Here is a 22,930-nt window from a genome sequence, read left to right on the forward strand (position 1 = left end):
GCCCACCGGGGCGCGCCTGTTTGAAACTTATTCGAAATCCTCGGCCAGGTTTTTCCAGCCGCGGCTCTTGGCGAACGCCGAGAATTCCTCGGGCGCCTCGAGCACGATCAGGCGGCTTTCCTGCAGCCCCGGATCGCTGTGCCCGAAGTCCGGCCCCTTGTAGCCGACCGCGCGCAGGCGCTCGACGATCGCGCGCGTCAGCACGCCGTCCCTGAAGGCGCCCGGCTCGAGTCGGTCCTTGAAGTCCACGTACACATCAATAATCCCGTAACCCTCGTCGAAGATGCCGATCTTCTTCACCTCGAGGGTACGGCCGCTGGCGTCCCTGGCCTGGAACGGGCCGGACAGTTCAATATCGGAATCGGTCGTCATGGCCGCCAGCATATCACCTGGCGCGCGGCCTCGCCGCGCACGCCGGCCACGGCGCCGAGCATTCCAGAAAGTATCGAACCAGCCATGTTGTCGCTTTGCTCTAGCATTGCCTCAACCTGAACCTGGAGCTTTTCGATGACCACCTACCGCACTCCTGCATGGCGCCTGTTGCCATATCTACTGTTGCTGAGCGCCGCCCTGCTGCTGGGCGGCTGCGCCACCGCCCTCTCGACCGACGAGCAGCGCCTGGTGGCCGGCAAGACCTATGTCGTGACTGGCGCCTCGAGCGGCCTCGGGCGCGGCGTGGCCGAACGCCTGGGCGCGATGCGTGCCAACGTGGTGCTGGCCGCGCGCCGCGCCGACGCGCTGGAACAGGTCGCCGGCCGCATTACCGCCGCCGGCGGCCAGGCGCTGGTGGTGCCGACTGACGTTGCCGATCCGGCGCAAGTGGAGCGGCTGGCGCAGGCGACGTTGACGCGTTTCGGACGCATCGACGTCTGGATCAACAACGCCGGGGTCGGCGCCATCGGCCGCTTCGAGGACGTGCCGCTGGCCGACCACGCGCGCATCGTCGACGTCAACCTGAAGGGCGTGATCTACGGCAGCCACGTGGCGTTGCGCCAGTTCCGCGCGCAAGGCAGCGGCAACCTGGTCAACCTGAGTTCGGTGGAAAGCGTGATCCCGCTCGCCTACCACGCCTCGTACGCCTCGACCAAGGCCGCGATCCTGGGCCTGGGCCGGGCCTTGAACGAGGAACTGCGGCTGGCGAAACTGGACAAGGTGCACGTGACCACCATCCTGCCATGGGCCACCGACACCGAGTTCTTCAACCAGGCCGCCAACTACAGCGGCCACAAGCCGCGCATGCCGCTGATGGACGATCCGATGAAGGTAGTCGACATCATCGTGCGCGCCACCGTCTATCCGCGCGAGGAGGTGCTCACCGGCTGGAAGGCGCGCGGCGCCTACTGGTCGCACCGCATCGCGCCCGACGTTGCCGAGCGCCTGGCGGCCGACATCGCCCACCAGGCGCAGTACGAAACCTCGCCGCCCGCGCCCGCCACCAGCGGCGCGCTGCACCGGCCGATCGCGGGCACCACCGGCATCGACGGCGGCGTGCGCGAGCGCATGCGGCAGGAGGATGCGGCGCGCGCGGCGGCGCCGCAGCGCTGAGCGCTACCTTGACGTGTCCCGGGCGGCGCCGCTGCCGCTGTCCGGCAGGCGTTCGACTTCCTGCTGAAGCCGGCAACGCAAGTTTTGGCGGTGCCGTCTGCAGAAATCTGTAAAACGCGAGAAAATAGCGAGCTACATTTCTTCCGTCTCACATCGCAATGTCCAATACAGCAACTCTCTCCCATCGTCCCGGCACCGACATCAACCTCAAGCCGCTCGGCGTCGCCGCGCTGCTGATCGTGCTCGGCGCCCTGTACCTGGCCCAGGTCGTCGGTCCGCGCCAGGCCGCCCTGTACGTGGTCGGCGCCCTGCTCGGCCTGACCCTGTATCACGCCGCGTTCGGCTTTACCTCGGCCTGGCGCGTGTTCATCGCCGACGGCCGCGGCGACGGCCTGCGCGCGCAGATGCTGATGCTGGCCGTCGGCGTCGCCCTGTTCTTCCCGGTGCTGGCCAGCGGCACGCTGTTCGGCGCGCCGGTCACCGGACTGGTGCAGCCGGCCGGCACCTCGGTGATCGTCGGCGCCTTCATCTTCGGCATCGGCATGCAGCTGGGCGGCGGCTGCGCTTCCGGCACCCTGTACACGGTCGGCGGCGGCAGCACCCGGATGCTGATCACGCTGGCGTTCTTCATCGTCGGCTCGCTGATCGGCACCGCCCACATGCCGTTCTGGACCTCGCTGCCGCAACTCAAACCCATCGCTGCCTATAACGCGCTGGGCCTGATGCCGGCGCTGCTGCTGAACTGGCTGGTGTTCGCGGCGATCGCCGCCATCACCGTGGTGGTCGAGAAGCGCCGCCACGGCCGCCTGGTACCTTCGATCCGTCCGGCGCAGCGCTCGCCATGGCTGCACGGCCCGTGGCCGCTGGTGGCCGGCGCGCTGGCGCTGGTGGTGCTGAATTTCGCGACGCTTGCGCTGTCCGGCCGTCCGTGGGGCGTGACCTCGGCCTTCGCCCTGTGGGGCGCGAAAGCGGCCGGCGCGGTCGGCATCGACACCGCCAGCTGGGCCTACTGGTCGACCAAAGCCAACGCCGCGGCGCTGGCCCAGCCGATCTCGCACGACGTGACTTCGGTGATGGACATCGGCATCGTGCTCGGCGCGATGGCCGCCGCCGCCCTGGCCGGCCGCTACGCGCCGGTGTGGCGCCTGCCGCTGCGCTCGGTCATCGCGGCGGTGGTCGGCGGCTTGCTGCTCGGCTACGGCGCGCGCCTGGCGTATGGCTGCAATATCGGCGCCTACTTTAGCGGCATCCTGTCGGGCAGCCTGCACGGCTGGCTGTGGCTGGTGGTCGCTTTTGTCGGCAACATCGTCGGCACCCGCCTGCGTCCGCTGTTCGGCCTGGAAGTCGAACGCGTCAAGCCGAGCGGCTGCTGATGCCTATCTCCGGCCGTCGAGACCGTTCGGACGGCGGCCGGAACTCCCCTCCCCCTTACGCCGCCAGCCGGCGCAGCATGGCCGCCACCGTATCGAGCACGGCCGCATCATCCCAGTAATTGTTGTGCGACAGCGGATTCCAGCTGCGCAGCAGCAGGTCGGCCGCGCCGCCGGACGCATTGATGGCGCGGTCCTCCACCAGTTCGCGGTAGCCGCGCGACAGCGGCTGCAGCGGCCAGCCGAGGATGTCGTCCGGGTCGTAGTAATTGATCCACTTGAACAGCGAGGTCGGCGGCGCGATCGGGATGATCTGCATTTCCTGGTGCGCGGCCACGAAGATCGGGATGTTGCAGCCGGTGGTCACCAGCGCGGCGCAGGTGCCGCCGGCCAGGAACAAGCGCTCGCTGGCGGTCAGCGCGCGTCCCAGCGCAGTGGACGCCCAGGCGTCGATGTTGCGCCAGATGCCGGCGCCGACCGGCTTGCCGGCAGCCGCCTTCTGGGCGTCGTAGATATAGCTCGACAGCACCTGGCAGCCCAGCGACTGGGCGACGAACACCACCGGCATGTTCGGCCGCGCCGCGTGCGCCGACAGCAGTGTGGTGGCGATTTCTCCCTGCGCCTGTTCGTACACCGAGCCGGGGATTTCCTTGCGGTTTTCCAGCCCAGCGGCGTCGCCCAGGCCGTACAGCACGAACTTGCGCAGCGCCTCGTAGCGCACCCGGCCGGTGGCGGCGGTGCGTTCCCATACCAGGCGCTGATTGTCGTGCAGGATGCCCTGGTAGTACACCGAGCGCATCACCACCTGCGGCGCCAGCGCGCCCAGGTGGGTGCGCAGCCCGGCCATCAGGCCATCCGCGTAGTCGGGCGGCGTTTCTCCCATGCCGTGGACGGCAATCAGTGCGACCTCTGTCATGGCTCCCTCCCTGCGGCATCCGGCAACGGATGTGGCCGTTGGCGCTAGCGTATCAAATTTTGCGCGCGTTGAGGCGACACAAAAACTGGCAGAATGATCGGCTTGCCTTCTTGAGCTTCGACACCATGGATGTACTTTTTGAGCGCTTTGCGCCGGCGATCCGCTCGCTTGAGTTACCGCGCATCGCCACGCCGGCCGACATTCCCGACACGTTCCTGCTGGCGCGCGAGGGGCGCTACAGCAGCTATTACCTGCCGTTCGAATCGGTGAACCGGGCGGCGCGGGTGGTGGTGGTCGGGATTTCGCCCGGGTTTGCGCAGTGGAAGATTGCGACGGGCGAAGCGCAGCGCCAGCTGGCAGCCGGGGCATCGGTCGACGATACCTTGCGCGCGGCGCGCCGGACCGGCGCGTTCAGCGGCGCGATCCGGCCCAACTTCGTGGCCTTGCTCGATGCGATCGGGGTGCAGCGCTGGCTCGGTATCGCCAGCTGTTCTTCACTGTTCGGGGAAGACGCGCCCCTGGTGCACATCGGCGCGATCCTGCGCCATTCGGTGTTTGTGGATGGCAAGAACTACAGTGGGACGCCGGCGATGCACAAGCAGGCGTTTCTGCGCGAAGAGGTGCTGCGCTACTTTGCGCATGAGGCGCAGGCGTTGCCGAAGGCGCTGTACATCCCGATGGGCGCCAGCGTGAGCGAGGGTCTGGACTGGCTGGCGGCGCAGGGCGTGCTTCGCCCGAACCGGATCCTGCATGGCTTGCCGCATCCCTCAGGGGCGAATGCGGAGCGGGTGGCGTACTTCCTGGGGCGCAAGGAGCGCGCGGCCCTGTCGGCCAAGACCAACGGCGACCAGATCGACGCCGCGCGCGCCCGCTTGCTGGCGCAGATGGCGGCGCTCGGCGGCTGAACAACCGCCGCCCGCGGCGCCGGATCGCAGACGAACGTCAGGCGATCTGCAGCTCGAACACCTCGACCCCATCCACGCCACCGCGCACGCGGTCGCCCGGCTTCAAGGCCGCCACACCCGACGGCGTGCCCGAATAGATCAGGTCGCCCGGCGCCAGCGTCACCAGCCGCGACAGGGACGCGATCACGTCCGCCACCGGCCAGATCATCTCATTGAGGTTGCCCTCCTGCTTGAGCTCGCCATTCACCTCGAGCCAGATCCGTGCGTCGGCAGGATGCCCGACCGCGCTCACCGGATGCAGCGCGCTGCACGGCGCCGACGCATCGAAGCCCTTGGCCATGTCCCACGGCCGGCCACTGTCCTTGGCCACTGCCTGCAGGTCGCGCCGGGTCAGGTCGATGCCGACGCCGTAGCCCCACACCAGGTCCAGCGCGTTGGCCGGGTCGACGTTCGAACCGCCGCCGCCCAGCGCCACCACCAGCTCGATCTCGTGGTGCAGGTCTTGCGTGGCGGGCGGATACGGCACCGCGCCGCTGGCGGGCACGACGGCGTCGGCCGGCTTGGTGAAGAAGAACGGCGGTTCGCGGTTCGGGTCGCTCCCCATCTCGCGCGCGTGGGCGGCGTAGTTGCGGCCGACGCAGAACACGCGGCGCACCGGGAAGCGGGCCTGGGAACCGGCCACGGCCACCGACGGCGCGGCAGGAGCGGTGATGACGTATTCAGACATGCTCATCCTTTCATTGACGGAAACGCCATCATACTACCGGCGCCGCCGTCGCTGGCGGGATGGGTTCAGGCCGGGGCCGCCTGCTCCGGCTCGCCAGGCGTGGCAGTCGCTTCGGCCACGACCTGGACCGCCAGCGCCGTGGCCGCTGCCGCCACCGCCACCGTGGCCGCCACCACCGGCGCGGGGATGGTGGCGGCCGCGTCCGGCGCCGGGGGATCGCCCTGCAGCGCCGCCGCCGCCGCGCTCGATTCCAGGATGCGCACCAGCGCCGTCATGTCGACCGGCTTGACCAGGTGATGCGCAAAGCCGGACTCGATCGCCCGCTCGCGGTCGCGCGCCTGGCCGTAGCCGGTCACCGCCACCAGCGTGGTGTGCGCGGTCTCGGGCCGCACCCGCAGTTCCTGCGCCAGCTGGTAGCCATCGACGTCGGGCAGGCCGATGTCGATCAGCATCACGTCCGGCCGCTCGGCGCGGGCGCGGCGCAGCGCCGACTGGGCGTCGTATTCGACCGCGGTGGCGTTGCCCTGCACCGCCAGCAGCGTGGCCAGGCTGTCGGCGGCATCGCTGTTGTCGTCCACGATCAAGACCTGCAGCTTGCGCTGCAGGACTGCGCGCGCGGTTTCGCCCTCGAGCGGCGCCGCCGCCAGGCCGTCCGGGGTGGCGGCGATGCACGGCAGCGTCATGGTGAAGGTGCTGCCGAAGCCGACGCCGTCGCTGTGGGCGCGCACCTCGCCCTCGTGCAGCTCGACCAGGCGCTTGACCAGGGTCAGGCCCAGACCGAGCCCGCCCTGCGAGCGCGCCAGCGTGCGCGCGCCCTGGGTGAACAGGTCGAACACGCTCGGCACCAGGTCCGGCGGCATGCCGGAGCCGTTGTCGCGCACGCTCAGGCTCATGCGCCCATCGTGCTGCTCGAGCTTCAGGGCCAGCGTGCCGGCCTTCTGGGTGTACTTGGCGGCGTTGTTCAGGATGTTGGCCACGCTCTGCACCAGCCGGGTCTGGTCACCGCGCACCAGCACCGGCGCGTCCGGCAGCTGCACGGTGACGTGGTGCGATTTTTCCAGCACCAGCGGCCGGGTCTGGTCGAGCGCGCCGCTGACCACGTCGCGGAAGTCGACCGTCGCCAGTTTCAGTTTCACCAGGCCGCGGGTGACGCGCGAGACGTCCAGCAGGTCGTCGATCAGGCGGCTCATGTGCTTGACCTGGCGGCTGATGATGGTGGTGGTCTGGGCGATGCGCGGCTCGCCCGCGAACTGCAGGCCCAGCAGGCTGGCCGAGCTGCTGATCGGCGCCAGCGGGTTGCGCAGCTCGTGCGCCAGCATGGCCAGGAATTCGTCCTTGGTGTGGCTCAGGCGCTCGGCCTGCACCCGCGCCAGGCGTTCGCTCTGCAGCAGCGCGTCGCGCTCGCGCGCCGAGTTCTGCGCCACTTCGTAGAGTTGCGCGTTGTCCATCGCCACCGCGGCCTGGGCCGCGATGCCGGCCACGATGCGCTCGGCGCGCCCGGTGAACACGCCGGCGTCCGGGTGGCCGAAGAACAGTCCGCCCAGCACCTTGCCGCTGTGCGACACCACCGGCACCGCGAGGAAGCTGCGCACCTTCAGGTGGCCCGGCTGCATGCCGTGCGCCACCAGGCTGGCGTAGCGCGGGTCGGCGCCGATGTCGTCGCTCCGGATCGGCGCTTCGCCGCGCATCACCTGCTGGAACACGGCGGCCGGCGGCGGCGGGCCGATGCGCTCGAACGCCTCGCGCGCGGCGCCCGACAGCGCGTGCAGGCGCATCGGTTCGCCATCCTGGCCGGCGTTGTAGAAGAAGGCGCCGTAGCGCGCTCCACTGAGTTCGGTGCCAGCGTCGGTGATCGCCTGCGACAGCGTGTCCAGGTCGAGCGTCGAGGCCAGCAGCTGGCCGGTGCGGTGCACCGCTTCCAGGATCCGGCTTTCGTCGCGCAGGTGTTGTTCCACGCGCGAGCGGCGCACCACTTCGCGCGTGTGGCGCGCCACGTCCTCGGCCATCGCCACTTCCTGGTCGGTCCAGTGGCGCGCCGCCGGTTCGTGCAGGTAGAACACGGCGCCAAGCCGTCCTTCCTCGATGATCGGCACGATCACCGCGGCGCGCGCGCCGATCGCGGCGTAGCCGGCCGCGTACGGCGCCGCGTGCTCGTCGGCCATCACGTCGTCCAGGCGCACGCTGCGGCCCTGGCGCAATTTGTCGACGATCGCCGGGCCGAAGCCGTCGAGCGCATGCGACAGGCCGGCCAGGCTGGCCATGGCGCCGTCGGTCCAGTCGCGGTCGATGCTGACGGTGCGGCCCGCGGCGTCGATCTCGCCGTAGCCGACGCGGCCGACGCCGAGCGTCTTGCCGGTCATGGCGCTGGTGGCTTTCATGATATGCACCGCGTCGTCCAGGCCGTCGAGCGTCTCGCCCAGTTTCTGGTGGAAGGCGTGGCGGTGCTCGGACAGCACGTCGGACGTGGTGTCGGTCAGCACGCAGTACACGCCGGCCACCTGGCCGTCATGGCGCACCGGCGACAGCGAGACGCAGAAATAGCGCCGCTCACGCTTGCCGTTGCGCTCGAACTCCATCAGCGCATGCTGCAACTGGGTCGCCTCGCCGGCCAGCACGTGCTCGAAATAGGGGCGCATGCGCTCCCACAGTTCGGGCCGCACGGCGGCGTACGGCGCGCCGCGCGCGGCCGGGTGCTTGTCGCCCAGCAGGTCGGAATACGCGTCGTTATAGAACAGGCGCAGGTCGCGGCCGACGGCCAGGAACATCGGGAAGCGCGAGGCCTGGATCAGGTCGGCGATGGCGCGCACGCCTTCGGGCCAGGTCGACGGTTCGCCCAGCGCAAGGACAGGTGTGGATGCGACTGCAGGATGGAGCGGCGCGAAGGAGGAAAGCTCGTCGCCGTGCGGGTGGTCCGGCAATGTCGGACCGCCGGCAGCCATCGGTAGGAAGCTGCTCAGATTGCTCATCAGGATACCCGGTTTGGTTCTCGCAAGGCTGGCCGGGCTTATTACACTGGAACGTTTCCCCGCGCGTTCGTATTGCACCGCCGCCAACTTTTCTTATTACCGGCGATTATAACCAGCAAACCGATTGCGCCGCGCCCGATACGCTCGGGTTCGCTATTAAGGGGAAAATTGTTGTTTTGGCGTCATGAGAACTTCCGTTTCAGGCGTGCAAGAAGCGCGCCTCGGGCAGGCCGCGCACCTCCAGCGCCTGGCGCAGCACGGCGCCGGACAGCGGTGCGGCGGCGCGCTGCGCGTCGCTCATGCCGGCGTGCGCGGTGCTCACGTACAAGGTCGCCAGGTCCGGTCCGCCGAAGGCCGGACAGGTCGGCTGCGGGGCGTCGGTCAGCAAGGTCTGCAGCAGGCGCCCGTCCGGGGCGAAGCGCAGCACCCGCCCCGCTCCCCAGCGCGCCGACCACAGGCAGCCTTCGGCATCGACCGTGGCGCCGTCCGGCGCGCCGGGCGCCGCCCCGGCCGCGACCAGGGTGTGCACTGCCCCTACCTCGGCGCTGCAGGGGTTGTAGTGGCACCAGCGGATCGCGCCGTCGGTCGAATCGGCGAAGTACATGCGCCGCCCGTCCGGGCTGAAACAGATGCCGTTGGCGATGCGCGCCGGCGGCAGCGGCAGGCATTCGAGGGTCAGGTCCAAGTGCAGGCGATAAAAGCCGCCGGCCGCCGCCTGCGGATCGTCGCCCTCGGTGAGCATGCCGAACACGAAGCGCCCCTGGCGGTCGCAGCGGCCATCGTTGATGCGCGTCGGCAGGCCGGGCTCGACGTCGCAGATGCGCGTCACTTTGCCGGTCGAGAAGCGGAACAGCGCCAGCCCGGACGCCAGCCCCAGCAGCAGGCGGTCGTCGCTGCCGGTCAGGGCGAACGAGCACAGGCGCTCGGGCATGGCCCAGCTGCGCGCGCGGCCGCTGGCCGGCTCGTACGACCACAGGGTCGACGCCGGGATGTCGGTCCACAGCAGGCGCCGGCTGCGCTCACACCACAGCACGCATTCGCCCAGCGCGTGCCGGGTGTCGAGGAAGGCTTGCACCGCCCGGCTTACGTCGCGCTCGACGCTTCGACCAGGAAACGGAAGCGCGACTCGGTCCGATATTCCTCGCCCGGGCGCAGGATCACGTTCGGGAATTGCAGCCGGTTGGGCGAATCGGGGAAGTGCTGCGGCTCCAGGCAGAAGCCGCTGCGGTGGGCATAGCTGCGGCCCTTGCCTTCCAATGTGCCGTCGAGGAAGTTACCGCTATAGAACTGTACGCCCGGTTCTTCGGTCCACAGTTCCAGCACCCGGCCCGATTGCGGCTCGACCACGCGCGCTGCACGGGTCAGGGTCTTGCCATGCGGCTTGTTGAGCGCGAAGCAGTGGTCGTAGCCGCCGCCGTTGCGCAATTGCTCGCTGTCCTCATTGATGCGCGCACCGATCGCTTGCGGCGACCGGAAATCGAAGGCCGTGCCGGCCACCGGCGCCAGTTCGCCGGTCGGGATCGACCCGTCGTCGATGGCGACGAAGGCGTCGGCGTCGATCTGCAGCAGGTGGCCAAGTATATCCCCGTCTGCGTCGCCGCCGCCGGCCAGGTTGAAGTAGCTGTGCTGGGTCAGGTTCACCGGGGTGGCGCGGTCGGTCACGGCGTGGAAGCGCACCACCAGCTCGTTGTCGTCGTTCAGCGTGTACACCACGGTGGCGTCCAGGTTGCCCGGATAGCCCATCTCGCCATCGGCGCTGCGGTAGCGCAGGCGCAGGCTGGCGCCGTCGACCTCGGCCTGCCACTTGACCCGGTCGAAGCCGTCCGGCCCGCCGTGCAAGTGGTTGCGGCCATTGTTCACCGGCAGCTGGATCGTTTCGCCATCGAGGGTGAAGCGCCCTTCGCGGATGCGGTTGCCGTAGCGCCCGATCAGGGCGCCGAAGTACGGGCTGTCGCCGCGGTAGGGTTCCAGCTCGTCGAAGCCGAGCACCACGTCGGCCAGGCGGCCGTCGCGGTCGGGTGCGTGCAGCTCGGTGACGATGCCGCCGAAGTCGATGATCCTGGCCACCATGCCATGGGCATTGGTGAGCGTGAAACAGGTGATGGGAGTGCCGTCAGGCAGTTGTCCGAACGGGGCTTGCGTGATTCCGGTCTGCACGTCGTCGTGGTCCTCGAAAGGTTGCGGCCGCCTGTCCGAATAGCGCACGGCCGGGAAACCGGATCCTAGCATGGGCGCAAAAGCGACCGCGCAGAGCATGGCACCTTACCCAACGATAACTTTCTGGCATTGTCAAGAAAATATCGCGACAGGCCGCTTGCACTATTGCGGTGCAAAAGCGCATAAGCATCTGCTCAACCCTCATGAGCCGCCTGATGTTACGCGTCATAACATGTTGCTTTTGCTCATGTTTGAAGGCGTCATCGCGCGCTTGGAACATTGCAACAGAAAACCACGTATGCACTCTTTTTGCGCATCGCAGCACATATCAAAACCTAAAATGTGGCGTTACCGCAACGGAATCTGTTGATTTGCGGCAAAATTTTTCATTCGACTGTGGCGCTGCGTCGGGCCGGGCAAAAGTCACCTAACTGTCGGTTTTGGTAGGGAAAAACGGCATTTTGGCGGGCTATAGGAGGCGCGCAAATGCGGTTTTTACGTACTGTCCACATGGTTTGCCTCGATGACAAATGTCTCTCTGGCATGTCATCATGAATAGGCACTTTCAACAAATCAATCATTGGAGAGACATCCATGAAACAAAAACTGCTCGCCGTCGCCCTGGTTTCGGCCCTGCCACTGTTCGCTCACGCGCAATCCAGCGTCACCGTCTACGGTACCCTGGACGCCTCGATCGGCGTCGAAAACAACGACGCTCCGGGCACCGAAAGCCGCACCGTCGTCCAGTCGGGCACCCAGTCGGCAAGCCGCATCGGCTTCCGCGGTACCGAAGACCTGGGCAATGGCCTGAAAGCTCTGTTCAACATCGAAGCATCGATCGCTGCCGACACCGGCGGCACCGATTCGAACCTGTGGCAGCGTCGCGCCGTCGTCGGCCTGCAAGGCGACTTCGGTACCCTGACCGTCGGCCGTGAATACAGCCCGATCGCTGCTGTCGCCGCCGCTTCGGACATCCTGGGCCACGGCTTCTACGGTTCGAGCCTGGTGGTGTTCAACACCCCGACCGGCGCTCAGCCACGCCTGACCCGTCGCCTGTCGAACTCGGTCAACTACAAGAGCAATGCAGTGAGCGGCTTCACCGTCGGCGCAGCATACTCGACCGGCGAAAGCAACATCCAGGACGGCCCGACCGGCGACCTGGCCGGCGTCTCGCTGGAATACGCAAACGCAGGCTTCTACCTGGGCGCTGGTTACCACCAGATCGAACGCCTGGCGAGCGGCGACGACAAGGAATACGGCGTTGGCGCCGGCTACAAGTTCGGTCCGTTCGAAGTGCGCGCCGGCTACCTGGCTGCCAATCCTGAAGGCGGCAACAACAAGTACGAACAAGCCAACGCCGGCGTGTCGTACGAAGTGGGCGTCAACAAGTTCTTCCTGAACTACAACCAGCAAGAACTGGAAACCGGCGCCAAAGGCCGCGGCGTGACCCTGGCTTACAGCTACACCCTGTCGAAGCGCACCAACGTCTACGCTTCGTACGCCAAGCTGCGCAACAACGACCTGGGCACCTTCTCGCTGACCTCGCCAGCGAACACCATCGCGCTGCCGGCGACCGCCTTCGGCGCCGATCCGCAGGTGTACAACCTGGGTATCCGTCACTCGTTCTGATCGACGAGGTTCGAGACGCTCTCCGGCCGGCTGCCTGACAGCCGGCCCGGATGGCGTCGAAGGACAAATAAAAACGGCAAGCCTCGCGGCTTGCCGTTTTTGTTTGCGCGCCGTTCCTTCAAACTTACGTAAAACTATTTACAGCTAGCTTTACCGTTGAATTCCTGCTTCGTCGAAGCTGGTTTCACCCTGCAATTTTGCAGGGCCAGAGCCGTCTTCTCCACAGGCTGACACGGTGGAACTCACCGCCGTATGATAAGACTACGCAAGTTTGAATGAGTTCCAAGCTAACTGCTAAAACCCGGTTCTCAAGGCGCGCATGTCACATCGACCGGATTCCGGTCAGAACTCTTCCCATTCGCCGGCGACCACCGCCTGCTTGCCGGCCACGTCCCTGGCCGGGGCCTTGGCCGGGGCCGGACGTGGCGCCGGCCTGGCCGCCGTCAGTGGCTGCGCCAGCTTCGGCTGCTGCACTTTCTGCGCGGCGCGCACCGGCTGCTGCTGCTGCGCCGGCGTGGCGCCGATACGGAACACGGCCACCGCCGCCGCCAGCTTGGCGGCCTGCTCCTGCATCGAAGCCGACGCGGCGGCTGCCTCTTCCACCAGCGCCGCGTTCTGCTGCGTGCCCTGGTCCATCTGCGTCACCGCCCGGTTGATCTGCTCGATGCCGGCGGTCTGCTCGCGGCTGGCCGCGCTGATCTCGCCCATGATATCGGTCACGCGGCGCACGCTCTCGACGATCTCTTGCATCGTCGTGCCCGCCTCGGCCACCAGCTTGCTGCCGGCCGCGACCTTGTCGGTCGAATCCGCGATCAGGCCCTTGATTTCCTTGGCCGCCGCCGCCGAGCGCTGCGCCAGGTTGCGCACTTCGCTCGCCACCACCGCAAAGCCCCTGCCCTGCTCGCCGGCGCGGGCCGCTTCGACCGCCGCGTTCAGCGCCAGGATATTGGTCTGGAAGGCGATGCCGTCGATGACGCCGATAATGTCGCTGATCCGGCTCGACGAGGCGTCGATCTCGGTCATCGTGCCCACCACTTGCTGGATCACGTCGCCGCCGCGCGCCGCCACGGTCGAGGCGGTTTCGGCCAGCATGTTCGCCTGGCGCGCATTGTCGGCGTTCTGCTTGACGGTCGAGGTCAGTTCTTCCATCGATGACGCGGTTTCTTCCAGCGAGCCGGCCTGCTGCTCGGTGCGCGAAGACAGGTCCTGGCTGCCCGCCGCCACCTGGGCCGCGGCCACGGCGATGGTGTCGGTGCCAACGCGCACCGTGCCCACGGTCGCGGCCAGGCTGTCGTTCATGCGCTTGAGCGCCTGCAGCAGCTCGCCCAGCTCGTCGCGGCTGGTAACCTCGATGCGGCTGGTCAGGTCGCCGGCCGCGACCGTGTTGGCCACTTCCAGTGCGCGCGCCACCGGACGCGTGATCGAACGGCCGATCCACCAGGCGATGGCGCCGCCCAGCAGCAGCGCGGCGGCGCCGATGCCGCCCATCACCCACAGCGCGCTGCGGTAGGTGGCGCCGGCGTCGTCGGATGCGGCTTCGCTGAGTTCCTTCTGCAGCTTGATCTGGCCGGCGGTGGCGGCCTTGAGCGTGGCCAAGCGCGGGCGCAAGGTGTCGGTCAGGAAGGTGCGCGCCTGCTGCGGCTGGTCGCCGTTGATCAGGGCTTGCAGCTCGACCTGGCTGGACAGATAGGCCGCGGCCGCGGCCTCCATCGCGCGCAGCTGCTCGACCGCCTGCGGGTGCTGGCGCAGCACCGGCGCGAGTTCCTTCAGGCTGGCCGTCATCCCGGCGTGCGCCGTGTCGATCGAGGCGGTCTGGCGCGCACGGTCGGCGGCGTCGTCGTTGAGCATCATGTTGCGCAGGGCGATGGCGATGATGCTGGTGTCGGCGTCGATGCGGTTGGTCAGCTCGATGGCCGGCATGCGGTTGTCGACGATTTCGTCGGTGCCGGCGCTGACGCGCGCGATCATGCCGTTGGCCAGCGCGATCAGCAGCGCGAACATCAGGCCGACCAGGCCGAAGCCCAGCGCCAGGCGCTTGCCGATCTTCAGGTTTGCGATATTCATGGGTTCTCCTCGTTCGTGGTTCAGGCGGCGTGCGGCAGCGCCGTCACCAGGCCCAGCTCGTCGGATTGCATCAGGCGCTCGATGTCGAGCAGGATCAGCATGCGTTCGCCGATCGTGCCCAGGCCGCGCAGGTGGCTGGCGTCGACCGCACTGCCCATCTCGGGCGCCGGGCGGATCTGGTCGCTGGTGAGGGTGACCACGTCGGACACGCTGTCGACCACCATCCCGATCACGTGGTGCGCGATGTTGAGGATGATGACCACGGTGAAGCTGTCGTATTTCGGCTCGGACATGCCGAACCGGATGCGCATGTCGACGATCGGCACGATGCTGCCGCGCAGGTTGATCACGCCTTTCAGGTGCTCCGGCGCGTTGGCCAGGCGGGTCGGCTGTTCGTAGCCGCGGATTTCCTGTACCTTGAGGATGCTGATGCCGTACTCTTCCTTGCCGAGCTTGAACGACAGCACTTCGCTGTCGTCGAGGGGAATTGCGGTGTTCATGATTTTCTTGCCCTTTGTGAAACTATATTTCTGAAAGGAAATAATCATACTGGCTGGCCGATGTGCGCACGATACAATGTGTGCAATTTGGCGCGAAAACGATCATCTTCGGTGCAAGTCCTGGACGAATTGCACAGTTTGATCGCATGAATACAGCAACACGCGATAAAAAAACGGCAAGCCGCAGCTTGCCGTCTTGTCGAACACGCAGGGATCAGAGCGTCAGAACTCTTCCCACTCTCCTGCGTCCGCTTGCGGCGCGACGCGCGCCGCAGCGGCCTTGGTAGCTGCCTTCGGCGCTGCCTTGGCCGTCGGCCTGGTCGCAGCCAGCACCGGACGCGCAGCAGCCGCCGCTTGCACGCGTGGCGCCGGCGCAGCGCTCTTCGACGGCGCCGCTGCCACCGACGCCTTCGACGCCGCCATCGCCTGCGCACCGTCGATGCGGAACACCGCCACCGCCTGCGCCAGCAGGGTCGACTGCTCGCGCATCGCCGTCGCCGCCGCCGCCGCTTCTTCCACCAGCGCCGCGTTCTGCTGCGTGCCCTGGTCCATCTGCGTCACCGCTTGATTGATCTGCTCGATGCCGGCGCTCTGCTCCGAGCTGGCAGCGCTGATCTCGGCCATGATATCGGTCACGCGGCGCACGCTGTCGACGATCTCTTCCATCGTCGACCCCGCTTCTGCCACCAGCTTGCTGCCCTGCTCGACAGCGCCGGTCGAGTCGCCGATCAGGCCCTTGATCTCCTTGGCCGCCGCCGCCGAGCGCTGCGCCAGATTGCGCACTTCGCTCGCCACCACGGCAAAGCCGCGGCCCTGTTCGCCGGCACGGGCCGCTTCCACCGCAGCATTGAGCGCCAGAATATTGGTCTGGAACGCGATGCCGTCGATCACGCCGATGATGTCGTTGATGCGGGCGCTGGCGGCATTGATGTCGTTCATCGTGCCCACCACCTGCCTGACCACGTCGCCGCCGCGCGCGGCCACGTTCGAGGCGGCTTCGGCCAGCACATTGGCCTGGCGCGCGTTGTCCGCGTTCTGGCGCACGGTCGAGGTCAGTTCTTCCATCGACGACGCCGCTTCTTCCAGCGCGCTGGCCTGCTGCTCGGTGCGCGAGGACAGGTCCTGGGCGCCGACCGCCACCTGCGAGGCCGCTACCGCGATGGTGTCGGTGCCGACCCGCACCGTGCCGACCGTATTGGCCAGGCTGGCGTTCATGGTCTTCAGCGCGGCCAGCAGCTGGCCGGTTTCGTCGTGCATGGTGACCTCGATGCGGCTGGTCAGGTCGCCGGCGGCGACGGTGTTGGCCACCTCCAGCGCCTGGTTCAGCGGGCGGGTGATCGAACGGGTGATCAGCCACGCCACCAGGCCGGCCAGCGCCAGCGCCGCCGCGCCCAGTCCCCACATCAGCAGCGAGGTGCTGCGGTAGGTGGCGCCGGCTTCCTGCGCCGCCCTGGCCGCGAGCTCTTTCTGCAGCGCGGCCTGTTCGCCGGTGGCGGCCTTCAGGCGCAGCAGCAGCGGACGCATGTCGCCGCCCATCAGCGCGTGCGCCGCGTCCATCTCGCCGGCCTGGACCAGGCGGATGACGTCGTCCTGCCCACGTTGATAGGTGGCGGTTTCCTGTTCCATCTGCGCCAGCAGCGCGCGTCCCTGCTCGCTCTGGATCGCGTCCCTCATCTGCGCCAGCAGCTCGTCCATCGTGCGGCGCGACGCCATGATGTCCTCGACCTGGCGCGCGCGGTCGGCCGCGTCGCGGCTGAGCATCACGTTACGCAAGGCGATGGCGATGCTGTTGGTTTGGTCCTGCACGCGCACCGCCATGTCGATGCGCGGCATGCGCTGGTTGACGATCTCGTCGGTGCCGGCGTTGATGCGGCCCAGCATCGCATTGCTCAGGATGATCATCAGCACCAGCATGGCGCAGATCACGCCATAGCCGAGCGCCAGGCGCTTGCCGATGTTCAGGTTTGCCAGTTTCATTCGAAGTTCCTCTGTCGTGGAAGCGGTGGGGCGGGCTCGTGCCGGGTCAGGCCGCTTGCGGCAGCGCCGTCACCAGGCCCAGTTGGTCGGATTGCATCAGGCGGTCGATGTCGAGCAGGATCAGCATGCGCTCGCCGACCGTGCCCAGGCCGCGCAGGCAGTTGCCGTCCAGCGTGGCGGCCATCTCCGGCGCCGGGCGGATCTGGTCCTGGCTCAGGGTGACCACGTCGGACACGCTGTCGACCACCATCCCGATCACGTGATTGGCGATGTTCAGGATGATCACCACGGTAAACGCGTCGTACACCGGCTCGCCCAGGCCGAACTTGATGCGCATGTCGACGATCGGCACGATGTGGCCGCGCAGGTTGATCACGCCCTTCAGGTAGTCGGGGGCGGTGGCCATCCGGGTCGGCTGCTCGTAGCCGCGGATTTCCTGCACCTTCAGGATGCTGATCGCGTATTCTTCCCGGCCAAGGCGGAAGGACAGCACTTCGCTGTCCTGGCTTGCTGGCGTTTCCATATGGTTCCCTTGGAGCGCGGTCTGCGATCCCGTGACAATCACGGGTCATTGCCGCATAGCAAGCACATTACTGATTTTTTTGCTGACTTTCGATGGATGAGTGTCAAGAACCGGTAATTATCCGCGTTAAAACGGTAAATATGGCAGCCGCGCAACACTGTAATGACAGAAATGCGACAGTACGCGACAGCGCAGGAGCAAACGCTTACCATTGCTGGCACACATCGTGCTTGACACTTGGTTACAGGTATCGCGCCCGTTACGCCTGACGCGGCGCGCCGATCCACCCTCGTTCAACCAGGAGCCCCCATGATCATCCGCCGCCTCGACGCCCGCGCCATCGCCGAAGTCCGGCCCCAGCTTGGCACGCTGCTGCTGGACGCCGTCGCCGACGGCCATTCGCTGGGCTTCCTCAACGGCCTGGACCAGGACGGACTGGACGCCTACTGGGATTCGGTGGCGCTCGAAGTCGACGCCGGGCGGCGCGTGCTGCTGGCGGCCGAGCGCGAACGCGCCCTGGTCGGCTGCGCCCAGCTCGACCTGTGCCAGAAGCCGAACGGCAGCAACCGCGCCGAAGTGCAAAAGCTGCTGGTGCACTGCACCGCGCGCCGCCGCGGCGTGGCCACCGCCCTGCTGCAGGCGCTCGAGATCGAGGCGCTGGCGCTGCGCCGCGGCCTGCTGTTCCTCGATACCGAAGTCGGCTCGGGCGCCGAGCAGCTGTACCGCAAGAGCGGCTACACCCGGGTCGGCGAGCTGCCGGAATACGCCTGCACCCCCAACGGCGTGTGGCGCGGCACCGCGATCTATTACAAGACCTTGTTCACGCGCGCACGCCCGGGCACGGCGCCGTGAGCATGCCCGCCGCGGCCGGTCCTGACAACCGTGTCGGCTGCACGCGACGCGCTCACCATGAGTGTGTGCTTACCTGAATACACGTACAATCTGGAAATACCTAGTTTCTGGATAGCAATGTGACTGGCTCTTCTTCGACTCTGCACCGCAGGCCGCTGCGCACTTATCTGTTGCGCCTGGTAATGGCGACCCTGTTGCCGGGGGTGATCGGCGCATCGCTGATGCTTGCCTATCAATACCAGAAGAGCCGCGCCCAGTACGAGCGCAACACCATGCAGACCGTGCACGCGCTGGTGCAGACGGTCGAGAGCAAGCTGCTGCAGGTGCAGGCGATCGGCCAGACCCTGTCCACCTTCGACGCCATGGAAGCGGGCGACTTCTCGCGCATGCACCGCCAGGCGCGCGAGGCACTGTCGCTGGCCGGCGGCGACATGAACCTGGTGCTGCGCGACCGCGCCGGCAAGCAGCTGCTCAACACCGCCGTCCCCTACGGCACCGTGCTCCCGACCGAGCCGTCCGAGCAGCTGGAAAAAGTCTTCGCCAGCGCCGCGCCGGCGGTCTCCAACATGTTCGAAAGCGCCGGCCGCCGCCGTCCCACCGTCAGCGTCGACGTGCCGGTGCTGGTCAAGGGCCAGGTAGCCTACGTGCTCAGCGTCGGCGTGCGGCCCGACTACTTCAGCGACATGCTGACCCCGCGCTCGGTGCCGAACGGCGCGCGCGCCTCGATCTTCGACGGCGCCGGCGTGATCTTCGCGCGCAACATCAGTCCCGACCGCTTCATCGGACGGCGCGTCACCGACCCGCTGTACTACGCGACGCTACGCGCGCCCGAGGGCATCGTCGAATCGATCAGCCAGGAAGGGACCGCGCAACGCACCTTTTATTCGCGCTCGCGCCTGGGCGGCTGGGGCGTGGCGATCGGGGTGCCGAACGCGATCCTGAACCAGGCCCTGCTCGAGCAGCTGACGGTGCTCCTGATCGGCGTGACGCTGCTGTTCGCGGTCGGCCTGTGGCTGGCCTGGCAGATCGGCGGACGCCTGGCGCGCTCGGTGCATGCGCTGATGGCGCCGGCCGTGGCGCTGGGCCGCGGCGAGGCCGCGCCGCCGTTCAAGCCGGTGCACATCAAGGAGATCGACGACGTCGCCGCCGCGATGGGCGCCGCTTCACAGTTGCTGGGCGAACGCGCGCAGGCGCTGGCGGCCAAGGAGACCGAGCTGCGCGACGCCCACCGCCTGGCGCACTTCGGCACCTGGTACCTGGACCTGGCCAGCGGCGCGATCACCGCGTCGGAATCGGTGCCGCACATCTACGGCCGCGTGCCGCCGCCGTTCAGCGAGCAGCGCGGCACGCTCTTGAGCGAGGAATCGTGGGAACGCGCCAACCGCCTGATCCGCGAACTGGAACGCAACGGCGGCAGCGGACGGCTGCAGGTGCAGGTGCTGCGCGCCGAAGGCCAGCGCATCTGGATCGACCTGCATTGCGAGGCGGTGCAGGACGCCGACGGCCGCGTGACGGCGCTGCGCGGCACGCTGCAGGACGTGACCGACCGCGTCAACGCCGAAGAAGCGCTGCGCCAGGCCGACCAGCGCAAGAACGAATTCCTGGCCATGCTGGCGCACGAGCTGCGCAACCCGCTGGCGCCGATCGCTTCCGGCGCCCAGCTGCTGGGACAGGATGGGCTGGACCGCGCGCGCACGCGCCAGATCAGCGCCATCATCGCGCGCCAGGCGCGCCACATGTCGGGGCTGGTGGATGACCTGCTGGACGTCTCGCGCGTGACGCGCGGGCTGGTGGCGCTCTCTAAAGCGCGCATCGACATCGGCGAAGTGGTGGCCGAGGCGCTCGAGCAGGCGCAGGAGCCGGCACGCCAGAAGGGACACCGCATCGACACCGCCATGCCTGCTGCGCAGGGACCGATCTATGTGATGGGCGACCGCAAGCGCCTGGTGCAGGTGGTCGGCAACCTGCTGCACAACGCGGTCAAGTTCACCCCGGGCGGCGGCAACATCCAGGTCGCGCTCGAAGCCGACGACGGCCTGGTGCGCATCGTGGTGGCCGACAACGGCATCGGCATGCTGCCGGACGAGCTGGAACGCGCCTTCGAGATGTTCGTGCAGGGCGAGCGCACGCCGGACCGCGCCCAGGGCGGCCTCGGGATCGGCCTGGCGCTGGTGCGCAGCCTGGTGCTGCTGCACGGCGGCAGCGTGGCCGTGGACAGCCCCGGCCCGGGCCAGGGCAGCACCTTCACCGTGACCCTGCCGCGCAGCGCGCGCCGCAACGAGAGCGGGGCGGATGGCGCCGAGGCGGCCGTGGCGGCGCCGCTGCCGGCGCATGCGCGCAAGGTGATGGTGGTGGACGACAACATCGACGCGGCCCAGGTGATGGCGATGTACATCGGCGGCGCCGGCCACGAAGTGGTGGTCGAGCACGACCCGTTCGCCGCGCTCGAACGGGCGCCGCGCTTCGCGCCCGAGGTGTGCCTGCTCGACATCGGCCTGCCGGGCATGGACGGGCACGAACTGGCGCGCCGCCTGCGCGCGCTGCCGCAGACGGCCAACGCCTTACTGGTCGCGGTGACCGGGTACGGGCAGGCCCAGGATCGCGATGCGAGCCAGGATGCCGGGTTCGATCATCACCTGGTCAAGCCGGTGGACATGGCGGCGCTGGAGCGGATCCTGGGCGGCTGAAGGCGGGTCGGTCGCGCAACCCGCCTTCGGTAGTTCGCTGCTCAGCGCTTGACGCTGCCGAACGGATCGCCCTTCTTCCAGGTCGGCATTGCCGGCGCATTCGCCACCGCGTAGCCCAGGTTCAGCGTGAACTGCGCCTGCTGCACCATCCCCGACAGGTCCCACTCCGGACGGTACTCGTCGCTCACCTGGTGGTAGTGGTTCTTGAAGCCCTTCATGCTGGCGCTGGCATCGTGCTGGTGATGCTCGAACTCGAAGTGGCCGTCGCCCGAGAACACCGCCGAGCCGACGTTAAACGCCGGCACGCCGGCCTTGGCGAACGCGAAGTGGTCGGCGCGGAAGTAGGCGCCCGACAGGTCGGGCGTGGCCGGCGCGATCTTCAGGTCCATGCTTTTCGCGACGCCGGCAGCGGTTTCGTACAGGCTGCTGCGCTCGGAGCCGGCCACGCCGATGTCCCTGGTGCGGCCGACGAAGTTCAGGCTGTCCAGATTCAGGTCGGCCGCGGTCTGCGCCAGCGGCACCACCGGATTCTTGACGTAGGCCGCGGCGCCCAGCAGGCCCTGCTCCTCGGCCGCCGGCCACAGGAAGATCTGGGTGCGGCGCGCCGGCTTCCTGACCGCTTCGGCCGCCATCGCCAGCAGCGCGGCGGTGCCGGAGGCGTTGTCGATGGCGCCGTTGTAGATGCGGTCGCGCTTCGGATCGCCGCCGTCGTCCTCGTCCATGCCCATATGGTCCCAGTGCGAGGAATACACCACCGCCTGCGACTTCAGCTTGGGGTCGCTCCCCGGCACGATGCCGACCACGTTGAACTGCTCGACCGGACGAATCTTGGAGCGCAGTTCGACGTGCGTGGCGACCTTCAGGTCGACCGGGCGGAAGTCCTTGCGCTCGGCCGCGGCGCGCAGCTTGTCCAGGTCCTGCCCACCGGCCGCGAACAGCTGACGCGCGGTGTCTTCGGTGAACCAGCCTTCGACCGGATTGCCCGGTCCCTTCAGGCCGAAGCGCTCGTGCGAGAAGCCGTTGGCCGGCACGCTGAACGGATACGAGGCCGAGCGCGTGGTGTGGATCAGCATCACGCCCGCCGCGCCGCGGCGCGCCGCCTCTTCGTACTTGTAGACCCAGCGCCCGTACCAGGTATAGGCCTTGCCGGCGAAGCGGTTCGGTTCTTCCGCGGTCGGCTGCGGATCGTCGACCATCATCACCAGGATCTTGCCCTTGGCGTCCAGGCCCTTGTAGTCGTCCCAGCCTTCTTCCGGCGCGGTCACGCCGTAGCCGACGAACACCAGCGGCGCGTCGAAGGCGATCGCCTCCTTGCCGCTCTTGGTGCCGAACACGATGTCCTTGCCGACGACCGGCTTGATGGTCTTGCCGCCGGCGGTGAACGTCATGCCGCCGTCGATCATCTTGCTGCCCTCGATGTCGACCTTCTGGCGGTAGCCGCCGCCCGGGATCTGCTGCAGGCCGATCAGTGCGGCCTGGGTTTCGAGGTAGCGCACCGTCAGGTCGCCGCCGCGCTGGCCGGTGCCGCGGCCTTCCAGCAGGTCGTCGGCCAGGAAGGCAAGATGGGCGCGCAAGGCGGTTTCGGAAACGGCGCCGGGTTGCTGGGCGTGGGCCACGCCGGACAAGGTCAGTACGGCAGCAGCGAAGGCAAGAGGTTGAAGTCGCATCGAATTCTCGGAAGGTCTCTCGGATGGGTGGAACGGTCATCTTAACCCAGCGTGCGTGGACGGTGGCGAGGTAGTTGCCTAAGTATCTATACTTAGGGGCTTGAACGGCATATACTGTTTATCCAACCCTGGGAGGAAACGGCCATGTACGGATTGATTGGTAAGATGCGCGCCCAGCCGGGGCAACGCGACGCCCTCATCGCCATCCTGCTGGAAGGCACGGCCGCGATGCCGGGGTGCCTGAGCTATGTGATCGCCAAGGACAAGGCCGATGCGGATGCGCTGTGGATCACCGAAGCGTGGGATAGCCAGGCCAGCCACAAGGCGTCGCTGGCCTTAGCGTCGGTGCAGGCGGCAATCGGCAAGGGCCGGCCGCTGATCGCGGGGTTTGGCGAGCGCTTCGAGACCGAGCCGGTGGGTGGGCAGGGATTGACAGGCTGACGCA

20 protein-coding genes are annotated in these 22,930 nt (G+C 67.8%); 8 read left to right on the plus strand and 12 right to left on the minus strand.

What is annotated here, in order from left to right; all coding sequences use genetic code 11:
- Window positions 1-27 precede the first annotated feature (27 nt).
- Both QPK27_RS02535 and QPK27_RS02540 read right to left on the minus strand, forming a co-directional pair.
- Window positions 28-372, minus strand: coding sequence for a hypothetical protein (locus QPK27_RS02535; protein WP_290416635.1), 345 nt, complete (start codon window positions 370-372; stop codon window positions 28-30).
- A complete protein-coding gene (locus QPK27_RS02540; protein WP_290416636.1) occupies window positions 369-515 on the minus strand; it encodes a hypothetical protein in 147 nt (48 codons plus the stop codon). The genes QPK27_RS02535 and QPK27_RS02540 overlap by 4 nt, the downstream gene beginning before the upstream one ends.
- Between QPK27_RS02540 and QPK27_RS02545 the strand changes: the two genes are divergently transcribed.
- Window positions 508-1,545, plus strand: a complete 1,038-nt coding sequence (locus QPK27_RS02545) for an SDR family oxidoreductase (RefSeq protein ID WP_290416637.1) — start codon at window positions 508-510, stop codon at window positions 1,543-1,545. The genes QPK27_RS02540 and QPK27_RS02545 overlap by 8 nt on opposite strands.
- A 158-nt stretch (window positions 1,546-1,703) precedes the next feature.
- Window positions 1,704-2,918: a YeeE/YedE family protein gene (locus tag QPK27_RS02550; RefSeq protein ID WP_290416638.1), complete on the plus strand. Its 1,215-nt coding sequence runs from the start codon at window positions 1,704-1,706 to the stop codon at window positions 2,916-2,918.
- A gap of 55 nt (window positions 2,919-2,973) precedes the next feature.
- Here the strand turns inward: QPK27_RS02550 and QPK27_RS02555 are convergent, their stop codons facing one another.
- A complete protein-coding gene (locus QPK27_RS02555; protein ID WP_290416639.1) occupies window positions 2,974-3,831 on the minus strand; it encodes a hypothetical protein in 858 nt (285 codons plus the stop codon).
- A gap of 125 nt (window positions 3,832-3,956) precedes the next feature.
- Between QPK27_RS02555 and QPK27_RS02560 the strand changes: the two genes are divergently transcribed.
- Window positions 3,957-4,736, plus strand: a complete 780-nt coding sequence (locus QPK27_RS02560) for a hypothetical protein (RefSeq protein ID WP_290416640.1) — start codon at window positions 3,957-3,959, stop codon at window positions 4,734-4,736.
- A 37-nt stretch (window positions 4,737-4,773) separates the two neighbouring features.
- Here QPK27_RS02560 and QPK27_RS02565 read toward each other — a convergent pair whose 3' ends face one another.
- The 4 genes from QPK27_RS02565 to QPK27_RS02580 form a co-directional block, all read right to left on the minus strand.
- A complete protein-coding gene (locus QPK27_RS02565; protein ID WP_290416641.1) occupies window positions 4,774-5,463 on the minus strand; it encodes a fumarylacetoacetate hydrolase family protein in 690 nt (229 codons plus the stop codon).
- Window positions 5,464-5,528: 65 nt separating this feature from the next.
- Complete coding sequence (locus QPK27_RS02570) at window positions 5,529-8,429, minus strand: GAF domain-containing protein (protein WP_290416642.1); 2,901 nt, start codon at window positions 8,427-8,429, stop codon at window positions 5,529-5,531.
- A gap of 199 nt (window positions 8,430-8,628) precedes the next feature.
- Window positions 8,629-9,504, minus strand: coding sequence for an SMP-30/gluconolactonase/LRE family protein (locus QPK27_RS02575; protein WP_290416643.1), 876 nt, complete (start codon window positions 9,502-9,504; stop codon window positions 8,629-8,631).
- 8 nt (window positions 9,505-9,512) lie between these two features.
- Window positions 9,513-10,586, minus strand: a complete 1,074-nt coding sequence (locus tag QPK27_RS02580) for an aldose epimerase family protein (RefSeq protein WP_290416644.1) — start codon at window positions 10,584-10,586, stop codon at window positions 9,513-9,515.
- Between the two features lie 70 nt (window positions 10,587-10,656).
- On the opposite strand from QPK27_RS02580, the gene QPK27_RS02585 reads away from it, so the two are divergent.
- Window positions 10,657-10,956 (plus strand): hypothetical protein, encoded by a 300-nt coding sequence (locus QPK27_RS02585; protein ID WP_290416645.1) that lies wholly within the window; start codon window positions 10,657-10,659, stop codon window positions 10,954-10,956.
- A 224-nt stretch (window positions 10,957-11,180) separates the two neighbouring features.
- On the plus strand, window positions 11,181-12,215 hold the full coding sequence (locus tag QPK27_RS02590; RefSeq protein ID WP_290416646.1) for a porin: 1,035 nt from the start codon (window positions 11,181-11,183) through the stop codon (window positions 12,213-12,215).
- Window positions 12,216-12,557: 342 nt separating this feature from the next.
- Here QPK27_RS02590 and QPK27_RS02595 read toward each other — a convergent pair whose 3' ends face one another.
- The 4 genes from QPK27_RS02595 to QPK27_RS02610 form a co-directional block, all read right to left on the minus strand.
- The gene (locus tag QPK27_RS02595; protein WP_290416647.1) at window positions 12,558-14,279 is read right to left on the minus strand and encodes a methyl-accepting chemotaxis protein; all 1,722 of its coding nucleotides are present in this window, start codon (window positions 14,277-14,279) and stop codon (window positions 12,558-12,560) included.
- Window positions 14,280-14,299: 20 nt separating this feature from the next.
- Entirely contained in the window at window positions 14,300-14,779 is a 480-nt protein-coding gene (locus QPK27_RS02600; RefSeq protein ID WP_290416648.1) for a chemotaxis protein CheW, read from the minus strand.
- Between the two features lie 222 nt (window positions 14,780-15,001).
- Window positions 15,002-16,756 (minus strand): methyl-accepting chemotaxis protein, encoded by a 1,755-nt coding sequence (locus tag QPK27_RS02605; RefSeq protein ID WP_290416649.1) that lies wholly within the window; start codon window positions 16,754-16,756, stop codon window positions 15,002-15,004.
- 46 nt (window positions 16,757-16,802) lie between these two features.
- Window positions 16,803-17,279 (minus strand): chemotaxis protein CheW, encoded by a 477-nt coding sequence (locus tag QPK27_RS02610; protein ID WP_290416650.1) that lies wholly within the window; start codon window positions 17,277-17,279, stop codon window positions 16,803-16,805.
- Window positions 17,280-17,588: 309 nt separating this feature from the next.
- Between QPK27_RS02610 and QPK27_RS02615 the strand changes: the two genes are divergently transcribed.
- Window positions 17,589-18,131 (plus strand): GNAT family N-acetyltransferase, encoded by a 543-nt coding sequence (locus QPK27_RS02615; RefSeq protein ID WP_290416651.1) that lies wholly within the window; start codon window positions 17,589-17,591, stop codon window positions 18,129-18,131.
- Between the two features lie 119 nt (window positions 18,132-18,250).
- Entirely contained in the window at window positions 18,251-20,818 is a 2,568-nt protein-coding gene (locus tag QPK27_RS02620; RefSeq protein WP_290416652.1) for an ATP-binding protein, read from the plus strand.
- Between the two features lie 41 nt (window positions 20,819-20,859).
- Here QPK27_RS02620 and QPK27_RS02625 read toward each other — a convergent pair whose 3' ends face one another.
- Entirely contained in the window at window positions 20,860-22,485 is a 1,626-nt protein-coding gene (locus QPK27_RS02625; protein WP_290416653.1) for a M28 family peptidase, read from the minus strand.
- A gap of 144 nt (window positions 22,486-22,629) precedes the next feature.
- On the opposite strand from QPK27_RS02625, the gene QPK27_RS02630 reads away from it, so the two are divergent.
- Window positions 22,630-22,926, plus strand: a complete 297-nt coding sequence (locus QPK27_RS02630) for a putative quinol monooxygenase (RefSeq protein ID WP_290416654.1) — start codon at window positions 22,630-22,632, stop codon at window positions 22,924-22,926.
- Window positions 22,927-22,930 lie beyond the last annotated feature (4 nt).

Source organism: Massilia sp. YIM B02443 (assembly GCF_030411955.1).
GTDB lineage: Bacteria > Pseudomonadota > Gammaproteobacteria > Burkholderiales > Burkholderiaceae_D > Telluria.